At 46.0% G+C, this 17,385-nt stretch carries 22 protein-coding genes; 14 read left to right on the forward strand and 8 right to left on the reverse strand.

The window, feature by feature from the left end; translation table 11 throughout:
* The 8 genes from J7K40_09305 to J7K40_09340 form a co-directional block, all read right to left on the reverse strand.
* Positions 1-657 (reverse strand): DUF2815 family protein (locus tag J7K40_09305; GenBank protein MCD6162593.1); only part of this gene is annotated, 657 nt, incomplete at its 3' end.
* A 194-nt stretch (positions 658-851) separates the two neighbouring features.
* Positions 852-1,115 carry a hypothetical protein gene (locus tag J7K40_09310; GenBank protein MCD6162594.1) on the reverse strand — a complete coding sequence of 88 codons (264 nt, stop codon included), beginning with the start codon at positions 1,113-1,115 and terminating at the stop codon, positions 852-854.
* A gap of 53 nt (positions 1,116-1,168) precedes the next feature.
* The gene (locus J7K40_09315; protein MCD6162595.1) at positions 1,169-2,227 is read right to left on the reverse strand and encodes a DUF2800 domain-containing protein; all 1,059 of its coding nucleotides are present in this window, start codon (positions 2,225-2,227) and stop codon (positions 1,169-1,171) included.
* 1,603 nt (positions 2,228-3,830) lie between these two features.
* Positions 3,831-4,052 carry a hypothetical protein gene (locus tag J7K40_09320; GenBank protein ID MCD6162596.1) on the reverse strand — a complete coding sequence of 74 codons (222 nt, stop codon included), beginning with the start codon at positions 4,050-4,052 and terminating at the stop codon, positions 3,831-3,833.
* A 15-nt stretch (positions 4,053-4,067) separates the two neighbouring features.
* Positions 4,068-4,442 carry a hypothetical protein gene (locus J7K40_09325; GenBank protein MCD6162597.1) on the reverse strand — a complete coding sequence of 125 codons (375 nt, stop codon included), beginning with the start codon at positions 4,440-4,442 and terminating at the stop codon, positions 4,068-4,070.
* A complete protein-coding gene (locus J7K40_09330; GenBank protein MCD6162598.1) occupies positions 4,442-5,008 on the reverse strand; it encodes a hypothetical protein in 567 nt (188 codons plus the stop codon). Before J7K40_09330 ends, J7K40_09325 begins: the two co-directional genes overlap by 1 nt.
* Positions 5,009-5,019: 11 nt before the next feature.
* Positions 5,020-5,412, reverse strand: coding sequence for a hypothetical protein (locus J7K40_09335; protein MCD6162599.1), 393 nt, complete (start codon positions 5,410-5,412; stop codon positions 5,020-5,022).
* Positions 5,413-5,859: 447 nt separating this feature from the next.
* Positions 5,860-6,225 (reverse strand): hypothetical protein, encoded by a 366-nt coding sequence (locus J7K40_09340; protein MCD6162600.1) that lies wholly within the window; start codon positions 6,223-6,225, stop codon positions 5,860-5,862.
* Between the two features lie 827 nt (positions 6,226-7,052).
* Here J7K40_09340 and J7K40_09345 point away from each other — a divergent pair.
* The 14 genes from J7K40_09345 (at position 7,053) to J7K40_09410 (ending at position 17,354) form a co-directional block, all read left to right on the forward strand.
* Entirely contained in the window at positions 7,053-7,481 is a 429-nt protein-coding gene (locus tag J7K40_09345) for a helix-turn-helix domain-containing protein (GenBank protein ID MCD6162601.1), read from the forward strand.
* A gap of 345 nt (positions 7,482-7,826) precedes the next feature.
* The gene (locus J7K40_09350; GenBank protein ID MCD6162602.1) at positions 7,827-8,183 is read left to right on the forward strand and encodes a hypothetical protein; all 357 of its coding nucleotides are present in this window, start codon (positions 7,827-7,829) and stop codon (positions 8,181-8,183) included.
* Positions 8,180-9,625 carry a hypothetical protein gene (locus J7K40_09355; GenBank protein MCD6162603.1) on the forward strand — a complete coding sequence of 482 codons (1,446 nt, stop codon included), beginning with the start codon at positions 8,180-8,182 and terminating at the stop codon, positions 9,623-9,625. The genes J7K40_09350 and J7K40_09355 overlap by 4 nt, the downstream gene beginning before the upstream one ends.
* A complete protein-coding gene (locus J7K40_09360) occupies positions 9,615-9,833 on the forward strand; it encodes a hypothetical protein (GenBank protein MCD6162604.1) in 219 nt (72 codons plus the stop codon). Before J7K40_09355 ends, J7K40_09360 begins: the two co-directional genes overlap by 11 nt.
* 134 nt (positions 9,834-9,967) lie before the next feature.
* Positions 9,968-11,902: a hypothetical protein gene (locus J7K40_09365; protein MCD6162605.1), complete on the forward strand. Its 1,935-nt coding sequence runs from the start codon at positions 9,968-9,970 to the stop codon at positions 11,900-11,902.
* Positions 11,895-12,035, forward strand: a complete 141-nt coding sequence (locus J7K40_09370) for a hypothetical protein (GenBank protein MCD6162606.1) — start codon at positions 11,895-11,897, stop codon at positions 12,033-12,035. The genes J7K40_09365 and J7K40_09370 overlap by 8 nt, the downstream gene beginning before the upstream one ends.
* Positions 12,028-12,336: a hypothetical protein gene (locus tag J7K40_09375; protein MCD6162607.1), complete on the forward strand. Its 309-nt coding sequence runs from the start codon at positions 12,028-12,030 to the stop codon at positions 12,334-12,336. Before J7K40_09370 ends, J7K40_09375 begins: the two co-directional genes overlap by 8 nt.
* A 2-nt stretch (positions 12,337-12,338) precedes the next feature.
* A complete protein-coding gene (locus J7K40_09380) occupies positions 12,339-13,088 on the forward strand; it encodes a hypothetical protein (protein ID MCD6162608.1) in 750 nt (249 codons plus the stop codon).
* A 12-nt stretch (positions 13,089-13,100) separates the two neighbouring features.
* Positions 13,101-13,511, forward strand: coding sequence for a hypothetical protein (locus J7K40_09385; protein ID MCD6162609.1), 411 nt, complete (start codon positions 13,101-13,103; stop codon positions 13,509-13,511).
* Between the two features lie 11 nt (positions 13,512-13,522).
* On the forward strand, positions 13,523-14,122 hold the full coding sequence (locus J7K40_09390) for a hypothetical protein (GenBank protein ID MCD6162610.1): 600 nt from the start codon (positions 13,523-13,525) through the stop codon (positions 14,120-14,122).
* Between the two features lies 1 nt (position 14,123).
* Entirely contained in the window at positions 14,124-15,032 is a 909-nt protein-coding gene (locus J7K40_09395) for a hypothetical protein (protein MCD6162611.1), read from the forward strand.
* A 109-nt stretch (positions 15,033-15,141) separates the two neighbouring features.
* Positions 15,142-16,062, forward strand: coding sequence for a hypothetical protein (locus tag J7K40_09400; GenBank protein MCD6162612.1), 921 nt, complete (start codon positions 15,142-15,144; stop codon positions 16,060-16,062).
* A 119-nt stretch (positions 16,063-16,181) separates the two neighbouring features.
* Entirely contained in the window at positions 16,182-16,904 is a 723-nt protein-coding gene (locus J7K40_09405) for a hypothetical protein (protein ID MCD6162613.1), read from the forward strand.
* A gap of 12 nt (positions 16,905-16,916) precedes the next feature.
* A complete protein-coding gene (locus tag J7K40_09410; protein ID MCD6162614.1) occupies positions 16,917-17,354 on the forward strand; it encodes a hypothetical protein in 438 nt (145 codons plus the stop codon).
* Positions 17,355-17,385 lie beyond the last annotated feature (31 nt).

Genomic DNA, 17,385 nt, shown 5'->3' on the forward strand with positions numbered 1-17,385 from the left:
CGGTATGGGCGCCGGTGTCGGTATGGGCGCCGGTGTCGGTATGGGCGCCGGTGTCATCGGGGGGCCACTCGCTACCGGAGTAGCACTCGCACCGGCAGGCATGGCCACTGCCCCCGCCGCACCCAGTACGGCGGTTGCGTCCGGCCCGGACGCAATCTCGTCCCCGTAACCCACCAGTTCCACCAGCGACGTATTAAGGTAGACCCCGGGTTTTGTGGCATTATTGTTTGCTACAGCGGTAAAAGCCACACGGACATAATACCCCCGCTTGATCTGATTCGGATCAACAATCTGACTTGCGGCACCTTTAGTATATGCTTTAACTGGGAAGCCGGATGTAAATCGGAACACCATACACCCGGCAAAGCCTGTCTTGCCGGCGTGTTTCAGATCATCCCCGTCAATTACTTTCCAGGCAAAATCCGGCCGTTGTGTCTCGCCGCCCGGGAACCCCGCTATGGCTACCTGTTTTATTTGCTCAAAAGTCTGCATCATAGCTGCGTCCGTTTTTTCAACGGCCACGGCAATAAAATATTGGACTTTAGGGTTGCCTTTGAGGTCTGTAAGTGGCCCCCCATTCATGTTCTTTATCTGCGGGGTGAACACGTCCCCCTGAACCAGCCGTCCAGTTACAAACATATAATTTTGTTCTGTCATAATATGATTTCCTTATATTTTAAATATAGTGTTAGCATTGACGCATATCGCCATACATCCAGCTTTAAAAGTCCCAATCGAAAGATGGAGCTCTTTTGTACCCATGTCGTCATAGGTCGCACGCCTGAATCTATCATTTTCTATGACGCAAGGGTCATACAGTATCAGGCTATCTTCCGTAAGTAGTGCGATCATTACAGTTCAAGTCGTTCATTAATGTTTACTACCTGTTGTACAAGACTATTAATCCTGTCATCAAGACGTTGAAGTGAAACAACCAGCGGTGAACCGTTTGGTTCAGTAGCGCCGTTCTCTTTCGTACATGGGGCACCGTCAGGTAGACAAACGGCAACCAGAGCATCGCTCATTTCGCCTATCCCCATACCCAAGTCGGAAACGTGATCTTGCAATCGGTTAATTTGCTTTCCTATCTCACCCGTCTCTCGTCTCCCATTCATAATAGTTTCCTTATCTGGCAGTTGTTTTCTATTCATAGGGTCTTCATGTTTATTCATGATAATATCCTTTTTGCACGGGTATGGTCTACCCGTTTAAGTTTAACGCCCCCCGGACTACGGGAAGCAAGTGATTTAATGGTGTCGGCGGGAAGTAACTTACGATTTTTTGCCTGCGTCGGAGTAATCGCCTTAGCAGGCGCCCGTAAATCTGTACCCATAGCGTCTCCGACGGCTATCGGATCTACATCCCATGCAAGCGACCCCATAACACTATGGGCTTCCCATCCGGGAATAACCTTACCCGTCTTACACATAGCAATCGCAGACTCCTCAAGTGCCGTCTGTCTTTGTGTAAGCATTTTAACCGCCCGCTCTGTGATATCCAGCTCTAATGCTATCATCTCGGGAGTCAGGCATGCATGCGCCGCTGTACATGCGTAATCAATAGCATACCCAGCGGCGCCGCGGGCAGCGTGACAGCCAACCAGCCCCCGGCAATACCTACAATGGGCGCCTGTTTTAGTAACCGGGTCATCTATAGCCGCATCATCCATAGCGCACATAAGCCGGTTGGTGTAGTTACGCATTAAATCGGCATTAAAAGTCCACCTACGCACAGGCCCCTCCGGATGAAACGCCCGTGGTTGAATGATTGTTAATTCAATAGCCGTATGTACCCCAGGATGATACAACAGTGCCGCATATGCTAATAGCTGCCAGTTCTCAAATACCTCAACCCAACCGTAGCCATATTTGAGATCTTTGACTTTCAGGGTACCGGTATCCGCATCAAAGCAGCTATAGTCTGGGGTGCCCGTCAAGGTGTGCCCCTCGTGATCAAGCTGCAAGCTTTTTTCTACGTCACCCCCGCCCTGACAGTCATCTATATAAAGTTGGATGTGATGGAGCATCTCTTGATTGATATAAATGTTATCAATACTCTGTCCGAGATAGCTCAAAATTTCCGCACCACCCAGAACCCCCGCTGCGATTTTATGCGCGACGGTCCCCTCTGACGCAGCGTACCCACTTGTATTAGGATACATCCGCTGTATTTTTTTTGCCCCAAGACACGCTACCACTCGGGGCATTTCTGATGCTCTAAATTTCATACCAAGCCCAATTCCTTTGCGACTAAAGGCACAAGAACGGGAGTATCCTGTAGCGCGCCGATGTTCGCGACGTTAAACCTGTTACATGCCGCTATCACGTCCCCCGGCCGTAACCCCTCTTCCGCAATTCTCTCTATCAACTGCGCCCATGTTAGTGCGTTTGTGTCAAGGTGCCGGTGGGAGACGGGGGGCACCGGAGGGACTTCTGGTACACCGCCCTGGGCCTGCCTTAATTCTGTTTTCACCTGTGCTACCAGAAGGGAATCAATCCCCCGTGCCAGCTTCCACGTACCGTCCTTAGCAAGGAATGTTCTCCCGCCGCTATGGATACGCTTGTCCCACGGTAGCCCTTCCGAGTCCAATTCCTGGCTCGGTAATTCAGGTGCGGGTGGCGCCGGCGGTAACTCAGGTGCAGGTGGTGCCGGCGGTAACTCAGGTGCGTGTAACTCAGGTGCCGGCGGTAACTCAGGTGCGGGTGGCGCCGTCGGTAACTCTGCATCCTGGTTATCAAGTGCCAGGATGTCTGCGATTGCTTCTTGTGCTTTTGTCAAAACTATCACCGTAATTTTATTCATTTTTTCCCCTTAGTTAAATGTCCATTTTAATTTGGTCCAGCGGGTCTCTACTGGCTTTAACTTCAAAGCCTTTACAATCTGCTGTAAACCCACTCCAATTTAGATTAAATAACGCCTTCAAGCATTCTGAACGGTGCTTACATGTATCGATTTTTTCGCACCGTTCGCTGTTGTTAATATGCGCCCCCTTCGAAACGGTCAGTATACATCCACAGCATTCTATACTTGTAACTTTTTTTATGCTTTTATGCGGCATTGACTTTGTGGCACATGACCGACACCTGCCCGATGACTTCCCGGTCATAAATGTCATATAGTTTCGTCGGGTTACACGCCGCGGGATCCCGCAATCGGGACATGTGATATATAAGTCCCCTTCCGTATAGGCGGGTTCCCTACAGGCTTTACAAATTCCGGGGGACCTTTTTGTCTTTATCCTGTAATACTCCGGATACTCTGCTTGTCTCTCTTTGCCGCATTTAGGGCAGGTAACTAAATAAATATTTTTCATGTGTCCCCCTTGTACTTCCGCAAGAATTCTTCCAACGCTTGAACGTATAGTGAGTTCATACTCACGGGCTTGCCTGTCTCTGCCACTATCATGGCTGCCATAACTCGATATTTCGCTATTGTATCCAGAGGAAGCCCCCTTACTGCCGTTGATTCCGTTTCCATTTTTTTTCACCCCCTTTAATTAATGTTGATACTAACATACAGGCTATTAATGCCGCTGTCAAGTATTATTTATGGCCCGCACGGTTATGCGGGCCCGATAATAATTATCTCGATATCATTGTTCTTATACTTTTAACCCGACCTTGTTATTTGCGGTCTCTAATGCTTCCCGGCATAGCTGCGCCCAGGTGGCTATCTGCATACGTTTCTTAAAAGTTGTTTCATATCTTTTTAACCTGGTATACTGTGCCTGAAAAATTAGAATCGCCTTCTTAAGATTAGCACAATCCTGCCGTGTCGCTTGTTCACCGAACAGAATTGCATCGCTACTGTTATTAAAAAAATAATTCGTGTTACATACCGTATTCATTATTTTTACGCTCCTTAGCCTTCTCATACTGAGTGATCCAGTATATAAGTTTCTGTTCAGGTATCCTGTTGTACTCATTATGACCAACTTTTAAATCGTAGGTATCTTGCCCCTTGTGTACCAGGTATCGTGCCCCATATAGAAGGATATGTCTTCCCATTGTAAGTCCGGATATATCTTTTAAGATCCTGTCTTTTAATTCCATATCCTGCCCCCCCTGTTAGAGGTCTATTATTATAAAGCCGTCTTCGGCTACCGGGATAAATATCGTACGATTTCCGATATATTCCAAGACTACCTCGCGGATTATGGTACGTCTGCCGCATTCTGGACATTTATACCCAACGTCTGGTAGGGCTTCATTACAGTGAGGACAGATGTCATATGGCAGTCCGTAAACGTCCGCATATGCTTCCACGTCCCCGTATTCAGAGTAAGCGCAGCATAACGCTATCACGTCCAGTTCGTAGTCCTCGCCTTCGCATTCTTCCAGAAAATCATACAGGGCTTCCAGTCCTTCATACGAAAAGTTATCGCCCCTACCCATTTTTTGAAACGCGTCTCTAAAGTCTCCTAAACTCACTGTTTGTTTCATTATGCCACCTCTTTTTTTATAGCTTCTAAAATAAGCTTGTTTACCGACGTGCCCCTCTCCGACGCTACACCCTTAAGTGCCTGATGCAACTCAACTGGCATGCCGGATATCAGTACCCTCGTCACTGGTCCACGTATAGTCGTTACCAGTGTAATGTTCTCTATATTAAGAAACATTACATTACGGTCGCAAGCCACAGTAACATCCTGCCCCTTGTACAATATGCTGACTGCCTTCAGGTGCCCCGTACTAAGCACGTGTCCCGTTAACTCAGCAATGGCCATTTGCATTTGCCATGCCGGACCGGCAGGCACGTGCCCGATATACCCGACATCTGGACCAGGTATGACCTCGGGCCACGGTCGGTCAACCTCGCATGGGGACAAAAAATAGTCCTTATAGGTAAAGCGCCCTGACGGGATGTTGTGCTCATATTTTACTGTTACCGCCGCGCTTTGACACCTGACCATAACGCAGCCAGGTGTTATTTCCACAACTTTCTTGCTTGTGATAGATAGCGCCACTTTAAGCGCCGCCCTATCGTTCGGATCTGTAATTTTTATCATGGTGCCCCCCTTTACTCAATTCTGTAAGCAACGGCGTATATAGTATCAAAGCCGAATTTTTTATTCATTCGAATATTACCTAATTCTATTCCGTCATAGCGTGCAAAATGTTCCTCAGGTACGTCAAGCCAGAGGTCCAGCCATTCTTCCAGATTTCTAACTTGCGTCTCTCCAGGACCGGCGTATTGATTCAGCGCCCATGCTACCAATGTTTCTTTACCTACCATGCAGGTCAGCTCCTCCGGGTCATTACGGGCCATATCTTCCCAATAGTCCCTTGCCGCTTGCCCGGCAGCTTCTCTGTCGGGAAATATTATATAATCATCATTGATTGTTAGACTACCATTTTCTGTTTCGTCAACATACCCTGTGATAACCGCTCCGTCAATTATTATCGTGTCCATGTTGTCTCCTCTCTATTTAAGAATATAATGTCCTGGGTAGTTTCTATTTGTCCGGGTCCATTTTTTAAACACATGCTTGCAGGTTATAACTGCATAATTTGTCGCCATGTGAGCTATAGCCGGGTTAGTAGCACCGTTCATGTTGCCTATGTGCGTAGTTATTGTTTGCTCTGCTCGTGTCATTTTTACGCCTCCTCTACTAATTTAATAAACTGATCTCTATGAAGAGTAAGCCGCTCTGTAACACTCTTTCGGGCGTCTTTCAGCGTGTACGCACTGTCAATATATTTGCCAGTCGTTACCTCACTGATTATGAAAGAACCGTTATGTTTCCTATAGAAAAAAGCGTAGTCCTCAAACCCCTTTAATATTATTGGTTTGCCTGTTACTTCCCGCCAAGGCCCCTTTACGTCACGTATCTGATATTCCATGATGTTCCCCCCCCTTTTAATATTGCATTATTATAAAACTGTCATTGGCTACTGGTATATGTACCGTATCGTTGTTTATTTGTTCCATGATAGCATCTTCATCTATAGTTGACTGCTCGCACTCAGGACATGTGTTAGACTCATGCACGTCCATGCTGTCGCCACAATGCGGGCACGTGTCATAAGGTAGCCCGTAAGCGTCTGCGTATTCTTCCACGTCGTCATATTCAGAGTAAGCGCAGCATAGAGCTATCACGTCAAGTTCGTAGTCCTCACCCAAAAAATCATACAGCGCCTTCAGCCCGTCATATGAAAACTGATCGCCCCTGCCTGCATCTCTAAATGCGTCTCTAAATTCCACTAAACTCACTGTTTGTTTCATGATGTCCCCCTTTTTAATATGTATATCATTCGCTTCTATATTATATAGTATGCATATATGATGCCAGTATGATATTATAAGAAAGCCCCGCCTGTAGCGGCTACAAGCGGCAAGCGTAGCGGCTATCTGTATCAAGATAGCGGCTACGCTTGCCGCTATCTTGATACAGTATTTTTTATGTATATATACATATAGTTATATACGCTTTGTGTATCAGGTTGTTATTTGGTACAATAGTGTATTGTGAGACGGGGCTCCTCGGGAGTGCTGAGAGGGGGCCCCATGTGGCCACTGAGACGATGTCCGGGGGGTTACTAATATACTGACAAGGGGAAAATAGCGGTGCGTCATATGGACGCCTGGGGCATTTTAGCGACGGGGGCCCGAGTAACATATTGAAATGATAGTACATTTACTAAGGGTGCTTTATAACACATTGTAATGATAACATAAAAAGATAGCGCCACCCACGTGAAAAAGTTAAGGGTGGCAGGGGTATTCAATGATATCAGTATGTTATGAAAAAGCACCCCGATACCCGTAACAATCCGGTCGCTTATATATACACCCTTAGTACACGGTATGTATATATGTATATATACACTATACTACACCTATACACTATTAATATATATATATAAAGGGTATAAGGGTAGTAATAGAGAAGAAGGGTAAGAATTACAGTAGGTTATGGACCACCCTCAAGGCCTGGGTAAAGGGTATGTGGTGTTAGGTATTGTTAATGATTACAATGTGTTATAAAATACCCGGGGTTAAATTGCAGGAGGGTGGTTGACGTAGGGCCTTTGAGCCGCTATCTTGTGGATATGGGAAATATAACGAAAGCACCAATTAAATTTGACGTAGCGAAGGCGTTGCAGCTAAGGCACAGCAACGGCCTGACAGACAGCCAGATAGCCAGGCAGTTTGGATGCACGCGACAGTCGGTACACCGGGCGCTAAAGCGGTTTAATAAGATACTGCTACCAGCCTCGGAACTACAGGCTTACCAGGAGAAGAAGGCCGGTATTTTAGAGAGTGTAGAAGCTACTCTGGTTTGTGATCTCGCCGACAGTGAAAAAAGGAAGAAAGCGAGCCTCAATAATACAGCGTACGCCCTGTCGCAAGTGGCTAATATGACTCGATTAGAGAAGGGATTGTCAACCAGTAACGTGGCGTACGTTGACATGGCCAGCAGCCTCGAGGAGATACAGCAGCAAAGGCGGCAGCTTGAGGAAGCGCTCAAGGACCTGTAGCCCTACTTAGGGTAGCGGGAAGGCGGCAGCTTGAGGAAGCGCTCAAGGACCTGTAGCCCCACTTAGGGTAGCGGGAAGGCGCTACAGGGGCCCACTGACCCCTCTCCCCCCCTTCGTATATACTTATATAGCCCGACCGGATAACGAAAATTTCTAAAAGCGCCTTGTAGCGCTACAGGAGACCATGAACGAGTTAATTATAAAACGCGTAGTTAATGGCTATAGCGTAGAGTTAAAGGAAAGTAACGAATTTAGCCAGGCGGCCTTAGATGGTGTGTATATATTCCCTACACTAAGTGAACTTATAGGCTTCATAGCTACCACGTACAGCGAACTGGAGGAAGAATGATAACTGTAGAATCAGCTACAGACATACACAAGCAACGTTTTGAGTATAAGGACCAGCGGTACGTTATTAAGAACCTTATCTCTTTAGCATCGGAGCTACCGGTACAAGAGATGCCCTTAGAACACTTAAACATTTTTGATTTGCATCCTGATATAAAAAGCTTCCGAAATTGGATAGGGCACATAAAAAGTGTACTTGACGCTGATTTAGATTGTCCGATTATTCTGGACGATGAAGGGTACGTTATGGACGGGCGGCATCGGATAGCAAAAGCTATTTTGGAAGGTAAAGAAACTATAAAGTTTGTTCGGTTCAGGGAGACGCCCCCTCCGGACTATTATGAGGAGTTATGAACAAGAATATACTTAAAGACCAACTTAAAGACCTCGAGGTGCAGGAAGCTGAGTTACTGACGAAGATGGTTTCCTACAAGGAATCTAATCTTATAGAATTTTTTACCAAGCCGAATCCTGTACAAGAGAAGTTACTGTCGGCCTGGGGGGACCAGTCCCTCAAGGTCTTTACATTTACGGGGGCGAATCGGATCGGGAAAACAACGATAGGTACTGTGATAGCTATAAGTACACTTATGGGATTCTGGCCATGGAATAAAGAGCCTATTATATTTCCGCACAAAAAACCGCGGAAGGTGCGCTACATCGGGCAGGACTGGGAGAAGCAGATTAAAGCTGTGCTTGTACCTGAGCTTGAGAAGTGGTGGCCCGGCATAAGGGATGTCAAAAAGAAAAAAAATAATAACGGAGTCGATTCTTTCTGGACGGATCTCATAACAGGGAGCACTCTTGAGATAATGTCAAACTTGCAGGAGTCTGAGCTGCATGAAGGCTGGTCTGGTGACTTGGTTATTTATGATGAGCCGCCCAAGAGGGACATCCGTGTGGCTAACGCCCGCGGCCTGATAGACCGGAAGGGTCGTGAGTTATTTTGCATGACGTTGCTTAAGGAGCCCTGGGTAGATCGGGAGATAATTAAGGCGGTGGATGAGAACGGTCGGCCGGATATGTCGGTATTTAACGCCCATGGTGATATCTCAGTTAATGTGGGGTTTGGGATCACCCAGGAGGGTGTTAATCAGTTTGCTAAAACGCTTACGGACGAGGAGAAAGACGCCCGGCTAAAAGGCGTACCGTCGTATATGAGTGGGTTGGTATATCCGAAATATGACAGGCGTACGCATTTGGTCGAGAGATTTCAGGTACCACTGGACTGGGTTGTAGATATTGCAATAGACATTCATCCACGGGAGAAGCAAGCTGTGCTTTTCATGGCAGTGGCTCCTAATGGCTTAAAGTATCTTATTAATGAGATATGGGACTACGGTGACGGGACATGGGTGGGCGAGGAGATAGTCCGGTGCTGCAATATGAGCACATACCGGGTCAACCGGATTATTATAGACCCACTTTCAAAAGGGGACAGTAATAACCAATCGACGGTATATGAGAAAGTACAGATGGCATTAGGAGCGCACGGTTACCCGTTGGAGACGGCCTCAAAAGATAAATCATCTGGCATATTGCTGATTAAGGAGCACTTATGTGGCCCTAATAAGCAACCGTCTCTGTACATATTCGATGACCTGATCCGGACCATATTCGAGATCGAGGGGTATATGTGGGATAAAGAAACACAAAAGCCGATGGATAAAGACGATCATATGATGGAAAATTTATATCGCTTGACGTTACTCGATACGTTATGGTACGAGAGGGATACGCAAGATAAACACGGTGCGATCGGCACACAAGGAAGGAGCGTCATAGGTGGGTATTAAGGTTATCGGACCAGCAAATGCATTTACGATTAGCCATGATTCTAATAAAAAATGCATTAATATAAAATACAATGAATCGATAGTCGATATGCGTGAAGTGGGCGACATCAGGTTTGAAACAATATTTGATGCGAATCTCGGTGCCATCCGTAGTTTTGTTGAAGGGCAGCTCGAAAACTATTGCAGGAGTATTAACACTTCCATATAGGAATTAAAAAAATCGAACAGTTTATTTAATTCGCAAGTCGCGAAGCTTGCCCCTGACGAGACTATCGTTAACGCCATGATTGTAGGCAATGACGACCGGGGACAAGCTATTTCGCATTTCCAGATAGGAGTTAAATGGATACTAAAAAAATCGAACAGTTTATCTCCAGTAACAATATCGCAATCGGTATGGAGAAAGAAGCCCTCGCTAAGATAGGGCAGGATGTTATTACTGGGTATGAGATAGACCTCGAGTCCCGGGCGGATACAGATAAGATAAACAAAGAGGCCATGGACCTGGCCAATCAAACATATGAAAAGAAGAGCTTTCCCTGGCCTAATGCAGCCAATGTAAAATACCCGCTTATTACCGTAGCAGCTATTCAATTCGCAAGCCGGGCATTCCCGGAGCTTGTCCCCGATGAGACAATCGTCAACGCCAAGATTATAGGCAATGATGATCAGGGGTTAAAAGAAGAACGGGCACGGCGGGTCGGGCGGTACATGGACTACCAGTTGACAGAAGAGATTGGGGGCTGGATGGACGATACTGATCGTCTGCTTCATGTCCTACCAATTGTTGGCACATGCTTCCGTAAAGTGTATTACGACAGCCTATTGGGCCATGTAGCGACAGAGTTCCTGTCTTATGCAGATGTGGTTGTAAACGCCAAAGCTAAAAGTCTAAAAGAGGCCAGACGTGCCTCACATAAATTTTATAAATATAATAATTATGCAGTCGAAATGGCTGCCGCAGGTTTGTGGTTAGAACAAGAATTAGGGGATGCACCGAGTGAAGACAACGATGAGGACGCGCCCCATTTATTTATTGAGCAGCATAGGTGGCTTGATTTGGATGATGACGGTTACGAAGAGCCGTATATCGTAACAGTGCATAAAGACTCCAGTCAGATTATGAGGATTGTGGCTCGGTACGATGCCGATAGTCTTGTACTAAAAGCGGGCAAACTCGTTCGGATCAATCCTATTCAGTACTTTGTAAAGTATCCGTTCATCCCTAATCCGGCTGGGGAATTTTATGATATTGGATTCGGGACACTTTTGTATCCTATAAATAGCTCAATTAATACTACGATAAATCAACTACTGGACGGGGGTACCCTTGCCAATACCGGCGGCGGGTTTCTTGGCAGGGGCCTTCGATTAACAAAGGGTGAAGTGCGGTTTGCACCCGGCGAATGGAAACAGACTGACATTATGGCGGCTGACTTAAAATCCGGCATTGTGCCTTTGCCTATACGTGAGCCGTCTCAGGTATTATTCTCTTTGTTAGGGCTCTTAATTTCCGCTGGTCGGGACATATCGTCTGTCCAGGAAGCTATGTCCGGAGAGAAACCAGGGGAGAATGTTTCGGCAGCGACAGTTACAGCGTTGATAGAGCAGGGACTAAAAGTTTTCAGTGGGATATATAAAAGGATCTATCGATCATTTACAGAAGAATTAAAGCTTATATATAAGCTTAATGCTAAGTTTCTTAATGAAAAACACTACGTTGACGTTCTTGATGAGGACGTTAATAAATCAGATTTTGATATTAAAAGTTGTGATATTGTGCCTTCGGCGGATCCGCTATTTACATTGGAGGCTCAACGGGTTGGGAAAGCCGAAGCTTTAATGAAGATATCCGGGCGTAAAGGCTTAGACGAGGACCGGATTACAGCACAATATCTTAAAGCAATAAAGGCACCACCGGAGATGTTATTGCCGCCGGATGCAAGACCGCCAGAACAACCGGATCCAGAGATGGAAAAACTTAAATTGGAACGAGATAAATTTGGATTGGAGGTGCAGAATGCTAATTTAGAACGTATGAAGCTCTTTGCAGAAATAGAAGACCTGCGGGCAAGAGCTATTAGTTATATTGCTAAAGCAGAAGCTGAGGAAGAGGGTGTACAATTAGCAAGTTATAAAGCGTTCATAGATGACTTGGGCGCTAAAACACAAGCGATGAGGACGGAAGATGCAAGAGTACCGAGAGTGGAGGGCACACCCAGTAACACAGAGGGTGTTCAGGGAGTTGCGGGCGGTGAGAGGGGGGCTGGTGTTTGATCTTATAAACGGCGGAACCCTTAAAAATGGAGAAGGTACCAGTGAGGCGACAGCTAAAATTGTTGGTATCATATACGGAATTGATTTAATATTGGACATGAACTTCGAGGAAGAGAGGAAGGTAAATGAATAAAAGTGGATTGCACCCGGTAGAATTTAAGATACTTGTTAAGCTTGATACCGTCGACGAGAAATCATCTGGTGGGATATTTATTCCTGCTACATTACGGGACAAGCAGCAGATGATGCAGGTAGAGGCCACACTTATTGCTTTTGGTGGTAACGCCTTTGAAGACTGGGAAGGGAGTGTACCAAGAGTAGGTGACCACATCTATGTTGGTAGAGCAGCGGGGTATGAAGTAAGGGGGGTTGACGGGGAGAAGTATCAGTTAATGAACGATAAAGATATCGCAGCGATTATTGAGGAGACATAGGCATGACAGAGGCAAGTGTAGAAGACAGAGCTAAACGCATGGGCTGGGTCCCGGAAGAGAGCTTTAAAGGGGATAAAGACCGGTGGATAGGGGCAGATAAATTTGTTGAGAGAGGCGAGAATGAGCTCCCTATAATGCGGGAACGCATGAGAAAAATGGACGGGACAATCGTCGGGCTTAACAACACTATATCCGGCATGAAAGATACCTTCGGTAGATTTCAAGAGCATCAAGCTGGTGTGTCTAAAAGAGCCTATGACAAGGCGATGAAAGACATTACTAATCGACAGAGAACTGCTGTTGCGAATGGGGATACCGACAGTTTTGATAAGGCCGAAAAAGAAAAAGAGGATCTCGTGCTGGAAGCGCCAGTAGGTAACGTACCGACAACTGACCAGGCCGCAGAAACCGAATTTAACCAGTGGGTCGCTGGTAATGAATGGTTCAATGAGCCAGACTTGCAGAAATACGCGGGTACGATGTCCGTGTACCTTCAGGACCAGACGGGTCTCACCGGTGTGAAATTATATGATGAAGTGAAAAAAGAAGTTGAGCTCCGGTTTCCGGATAGATTTAATAATAAGAGACGGGACGAGCCAACAGCAGTCATGGGTGATGGAGAGGCACCTGTTAAACCTGGAAAACAAACATTCGGCAACCTCCCCAAAGACGCGCAGGAGAGTTGTAAACAGTTTATTAAAGATATACCGGGTTATACCAAGGAACAGTACCTTAAAGATTACCAATGGTAAAGGGAGATAGAAATGGCAACAGACAGAAAGAAAAGGGTACCTTTAGGTGTCCAACGACTTAAAATGGCGATGAAGGACCGACCGGGCTTTAAGAGACGGTGGGTGAATGACAAGGGAGACAGGCTCAGTCAGGCAATGGAAGGCGGGTATAATCTCGTAGCAAGAGATGGTGCGGAATTTACCGAGGAAGATGTGGCTAATAGGAATGATAGTTTGAATAATGCGATATGCAAGCCGGTGAACTCCGGTGAATTAAAGGCATACTTAATGGAGATTCCGACCGCACTTTATAATGCGGATCAGAAGATAAAAGCTGATAGTATTAATGGAACAGAAGATGGCCTCCGACGGGGAGCAGATGCGCACGGGCAACCGGGTACTGATGGTCGATATATCCCGAGGGAGGGAATTAAAATAGCATAAAGAGGTGACAAATGGCTAATAAAGATACACCATTGGGTCTGGTTCCTATCAGACACTCGAACGGCGCCCCGTACAATGGGGCATTTTCTGAATATTACATTCCTGTAGGTTACGGTACGGCACTTGGTGTCGGGGATCCGGTAGTTATAACCGGAGAGTCCAATACCACAGCGTATAAGGGGAACGCACCGGGCACTTTGCCCGCAATAAGTAAGGCCGCTGTGGACTCGGGCTATGTAACCGGCGTTATTGTTGGTTTTAATGTACTTCCTGACGATCTTACCAAGACATATAACGCTGCGAGTACTGAGCGTATTGCGTATGTTGCGGATGATCCTGATCTTGTTTTTGAGATTCAGGAAGATAACGCAGGTACGGCGCTTACTGCTGCCGCAGTAGGATTAAATGCTGATTTTATTTTCACACATTCTCTTTCGACAACCTCTGGTAAGAGCGGAGTGGAGTTGAACGGGAGTACTGCGGCTACCACGAATACATTTCTGCTTAAAATCAGGAGACTGGTTAATCGAGTTGATAATGAACTGGGGGCAAGTGCGAAATGGGAAGTTACCATTAACCTTCATACACAAAGATACGTAACGGGGTATTAAAATGAGTATTATAACAACGAGTAATCACCCAAAGGCTCTCTGGCCGGGTGTTGCGGCCTGGTGGGGCCGCACATACGATGAGCATAAAACAGAGTATACTGATTTGTTTGACATCGAGAGTTCAAATCAGTCTTACGAAGAGGACGTACAGTTAACCGGGTTTGGCTTGGCGCCTGTTAAAGCAGAGGGCGCAAGTGTGTCTTATGATACTGAGTCCCAGGGGTTCGTTTCCCGCTATACACATGCGGCAATAGCCCTCGGTTTCATCTGTACGTATGAAGATATAAAGGATAATTTGTATCCGGTAGTGGGTAGGCGGCGTGGGCAGGCAAATGCTTTTTCCATGCGGCAGTCAAAAGAGATTATCCATGCTAATATTTATAATCGTGCCTTTAACGCCAGTTATACGTTTGGTGACGGTAAAGAAATTCTTGCCACGGACCACCCATCTACGGCCGGAACTTGGTCAAACGAGCTGGCGACACCTGCTGATTTTTCGGAGGAAGCGCTTGAGGATCTGCTGGTAATGATTATGACGGCTGTGAATGACAGGGGCCATAATATTAATCTTATGGCGCAGAGTTTGCATATTCACCCTAATGGTTGGTTTGAAGCAAACAGGGTGTTGAAGTCCGTTCTTCAAAATGACACTGCGAATAACGCGCTTAACGTGCTGAAAGCGACAAATGCTCTCCCTGGTGGTATTAAGATGAATCATTACTTCACGGACACAGACGCATGGTTTGTAAGAACCAATGCTCCGCGGGGTATGATCGGCTACCAGAGGGATAGCTATCCGCTAAAGCAGGACAACGACTTTGATACGGGTAACGCAAAGGCAAAATCTTATGACAGATTCTCTGCTGGATGTACTGACCCTCGCGGTCTGTATGGCTCAGCCGGGGCATAAAGCATAAAGCATAAAGCATAAAGCATAACATTGGGGGAGTAACATCCCCCATTCTTAACTATAAAAAATTCATAACTGACCGCAATGCGGTTTTATAGGAGGGCAAAAAATGCCTATTTCAAATTACCCTAAAGGGTTCGCTAATGGTATCAACCTTCGCGGACTCCCAATTCTAAACACGTACCCTGGAAAAGTTTTCTGGGTTGGTACAGGCGGTAGTAACGGTAACAAAGGTACTTTTGACAGGCCTTTTGAAACCATTGACTATGCTATCGGGAGATGTACCGCTAACCGCGGGGACGTAATCTTAATCAAGTCCAATTATTATGAGGAAATTACCACAGCGGCGGACATTACAGTTGATATTGCCGGCGTTACGATAATCGGTATGGGCCGAGGTAGTGACATGCCTATGATAGACTATGGCGCTGCGGCAGCATCGGTGTCTATTGCCGCTGACAATGTAGCCATGCAGAATATCAACTTCCATGCCAATGTTCCGGAGGTAGTGGTGGGTGTGGATATACAAGACGGTGTCGATTATGCGGCGCTCTTAGGTTGCAAAGTTGATGTTGAGACAACCGCTACCGATGAGTTTTTTATTTCTATTCAGACAAATGACGCATCTAATTTTGCGCTGATTGAAGGGTGTGACATTGATAACGGACTCGGTGCTGCGGTACACGCGATTAAGTTTACTAAAGATACTGACGGAACTATCATTCGGGGTTGCACTATTCAGGGGGATTATTCTACAGCAAACATAGGTGGGATAACAACTCTCTCAACGAAACTTGATATCGACGGGAATCTTCTCATTAACGGTGCAGCAACGGCGCTAAATACAGAGCCGGTAATTGAGTTGCTTACAGGTTCAACCGGGATCGTCCGGAACAACTATTGTGTCTGTGATTTGGCGACTAAACTTGCGGCCATTGCTGCGAATTCGGTTCTTCTTTTTGAGAATTATTATAATGAAGACCTTACGGGTACCGGCGGTCTTATTGGCGTTGTATCAGCAGATGACTAGGGGATATGGTGACAGATTAAAGAACTTGTATTGACAGCAGGCGGTAAATGATATAAGAAACTTTTAAAAGCGCCGTGTAAAAGCGGCGTTCACAATGAACGCTTTTGAAGGAGATTATAATGAGCACACCGAAAAGATTTCTAAATGGAGTAACAAACGTAACAATTGACAATCCTTTGGGGAGACTCCCCTACCTTGATCCTACTAAATGGGCCATATGGTTCGATGATTTCCTGCATTATGATGTAGCACAGGGGGATGCCGCTTGGATACTTGATGTAGTTAACGCCGGCGCGGATGCAGTTGTCGGTCCTACAGGAGTTTTGACGCTAACCGTAACTGGCGCAAGCGATTCACTTGGGTTACAGCAATCGAATGGTGTCTGGCAATTAACAGCAGGAAAAAAGGCTATCTTTAAAGTCAGATGTAAAATAGTTAAAGCGGCGGGTACAATCGGGCAGGAAGGTTTTGTAGTCGGGTGTACTTCTGTCCAGACAACTACAAATTTTATGGACGCTCCGCCCCCTACTGCAAGAGCCTTTGATGATGGGTGGTGCTTTACAAGTTATGATGCCACCACGGATATTATTGCTATGCAGGGCGAAGCGGATACGTTCTCAACAGAGGTTGGCGCTACAACGTATGCAGACGATACCTGGATGGAACTGGCGATTTATTGGGACGGGTATAAATCCATCTTCTATAAAGATGATGTTGAACTATGTGAAATTACCACAAACCCCCCGACTTCTGTAATTTCTCCGGTTGCTTTTTTTAGCGCCGGCGAAGCTCAGACAGATGCGTTTCATGTTGATTATATGTTTATGGCAGTCGAAAGATAAGGGAGGCGTTCTATGGCTGATACAGTTACAAGTCAATGGCTTTATCCACCTAATTGGGATGAGACACCACCAAGTAGCGGTGGGGTTAAACGGATAATCAAACGGTTCACCTGTGTTAGTGATGGCACGGGTGAGTCGAACGCGCTTAAAATTGATATATCTGAGTTAAGAACTACACTTGGTAGGCCTGCCGTGAGAACAGTAATTGAAAAAATAATATACGCTCAAACAGGCTTTGCGAATGTTAGGCTTACTTGGGATAGAAACCCGGCAGTTACCATATGTCTTCTATTGCATCGAAATGGTATAATGGATTTTAAACCTGGTGGTGGTCTGGTCGATCCGGGTGAGGAAGGTGATGAGACAGGAGATATTCTCTTAACGTCTACCGGCGCGGATTCGGGGGATGCATACGATATAACAATTACTTTGAGACTAAAGGATAAATAATGGCAGCGAAAAAGAAAATTAAAATTAAGAT

The sequence above is a fragment of the Candidatus Zixiibacteriota bacterium genome (assembly GCA_021159005.1).
Lineage (GTDB): Bacteria > Zixibacteria > MSB-5A5 > UBA10806 > 4484-95 > JAGGSN01.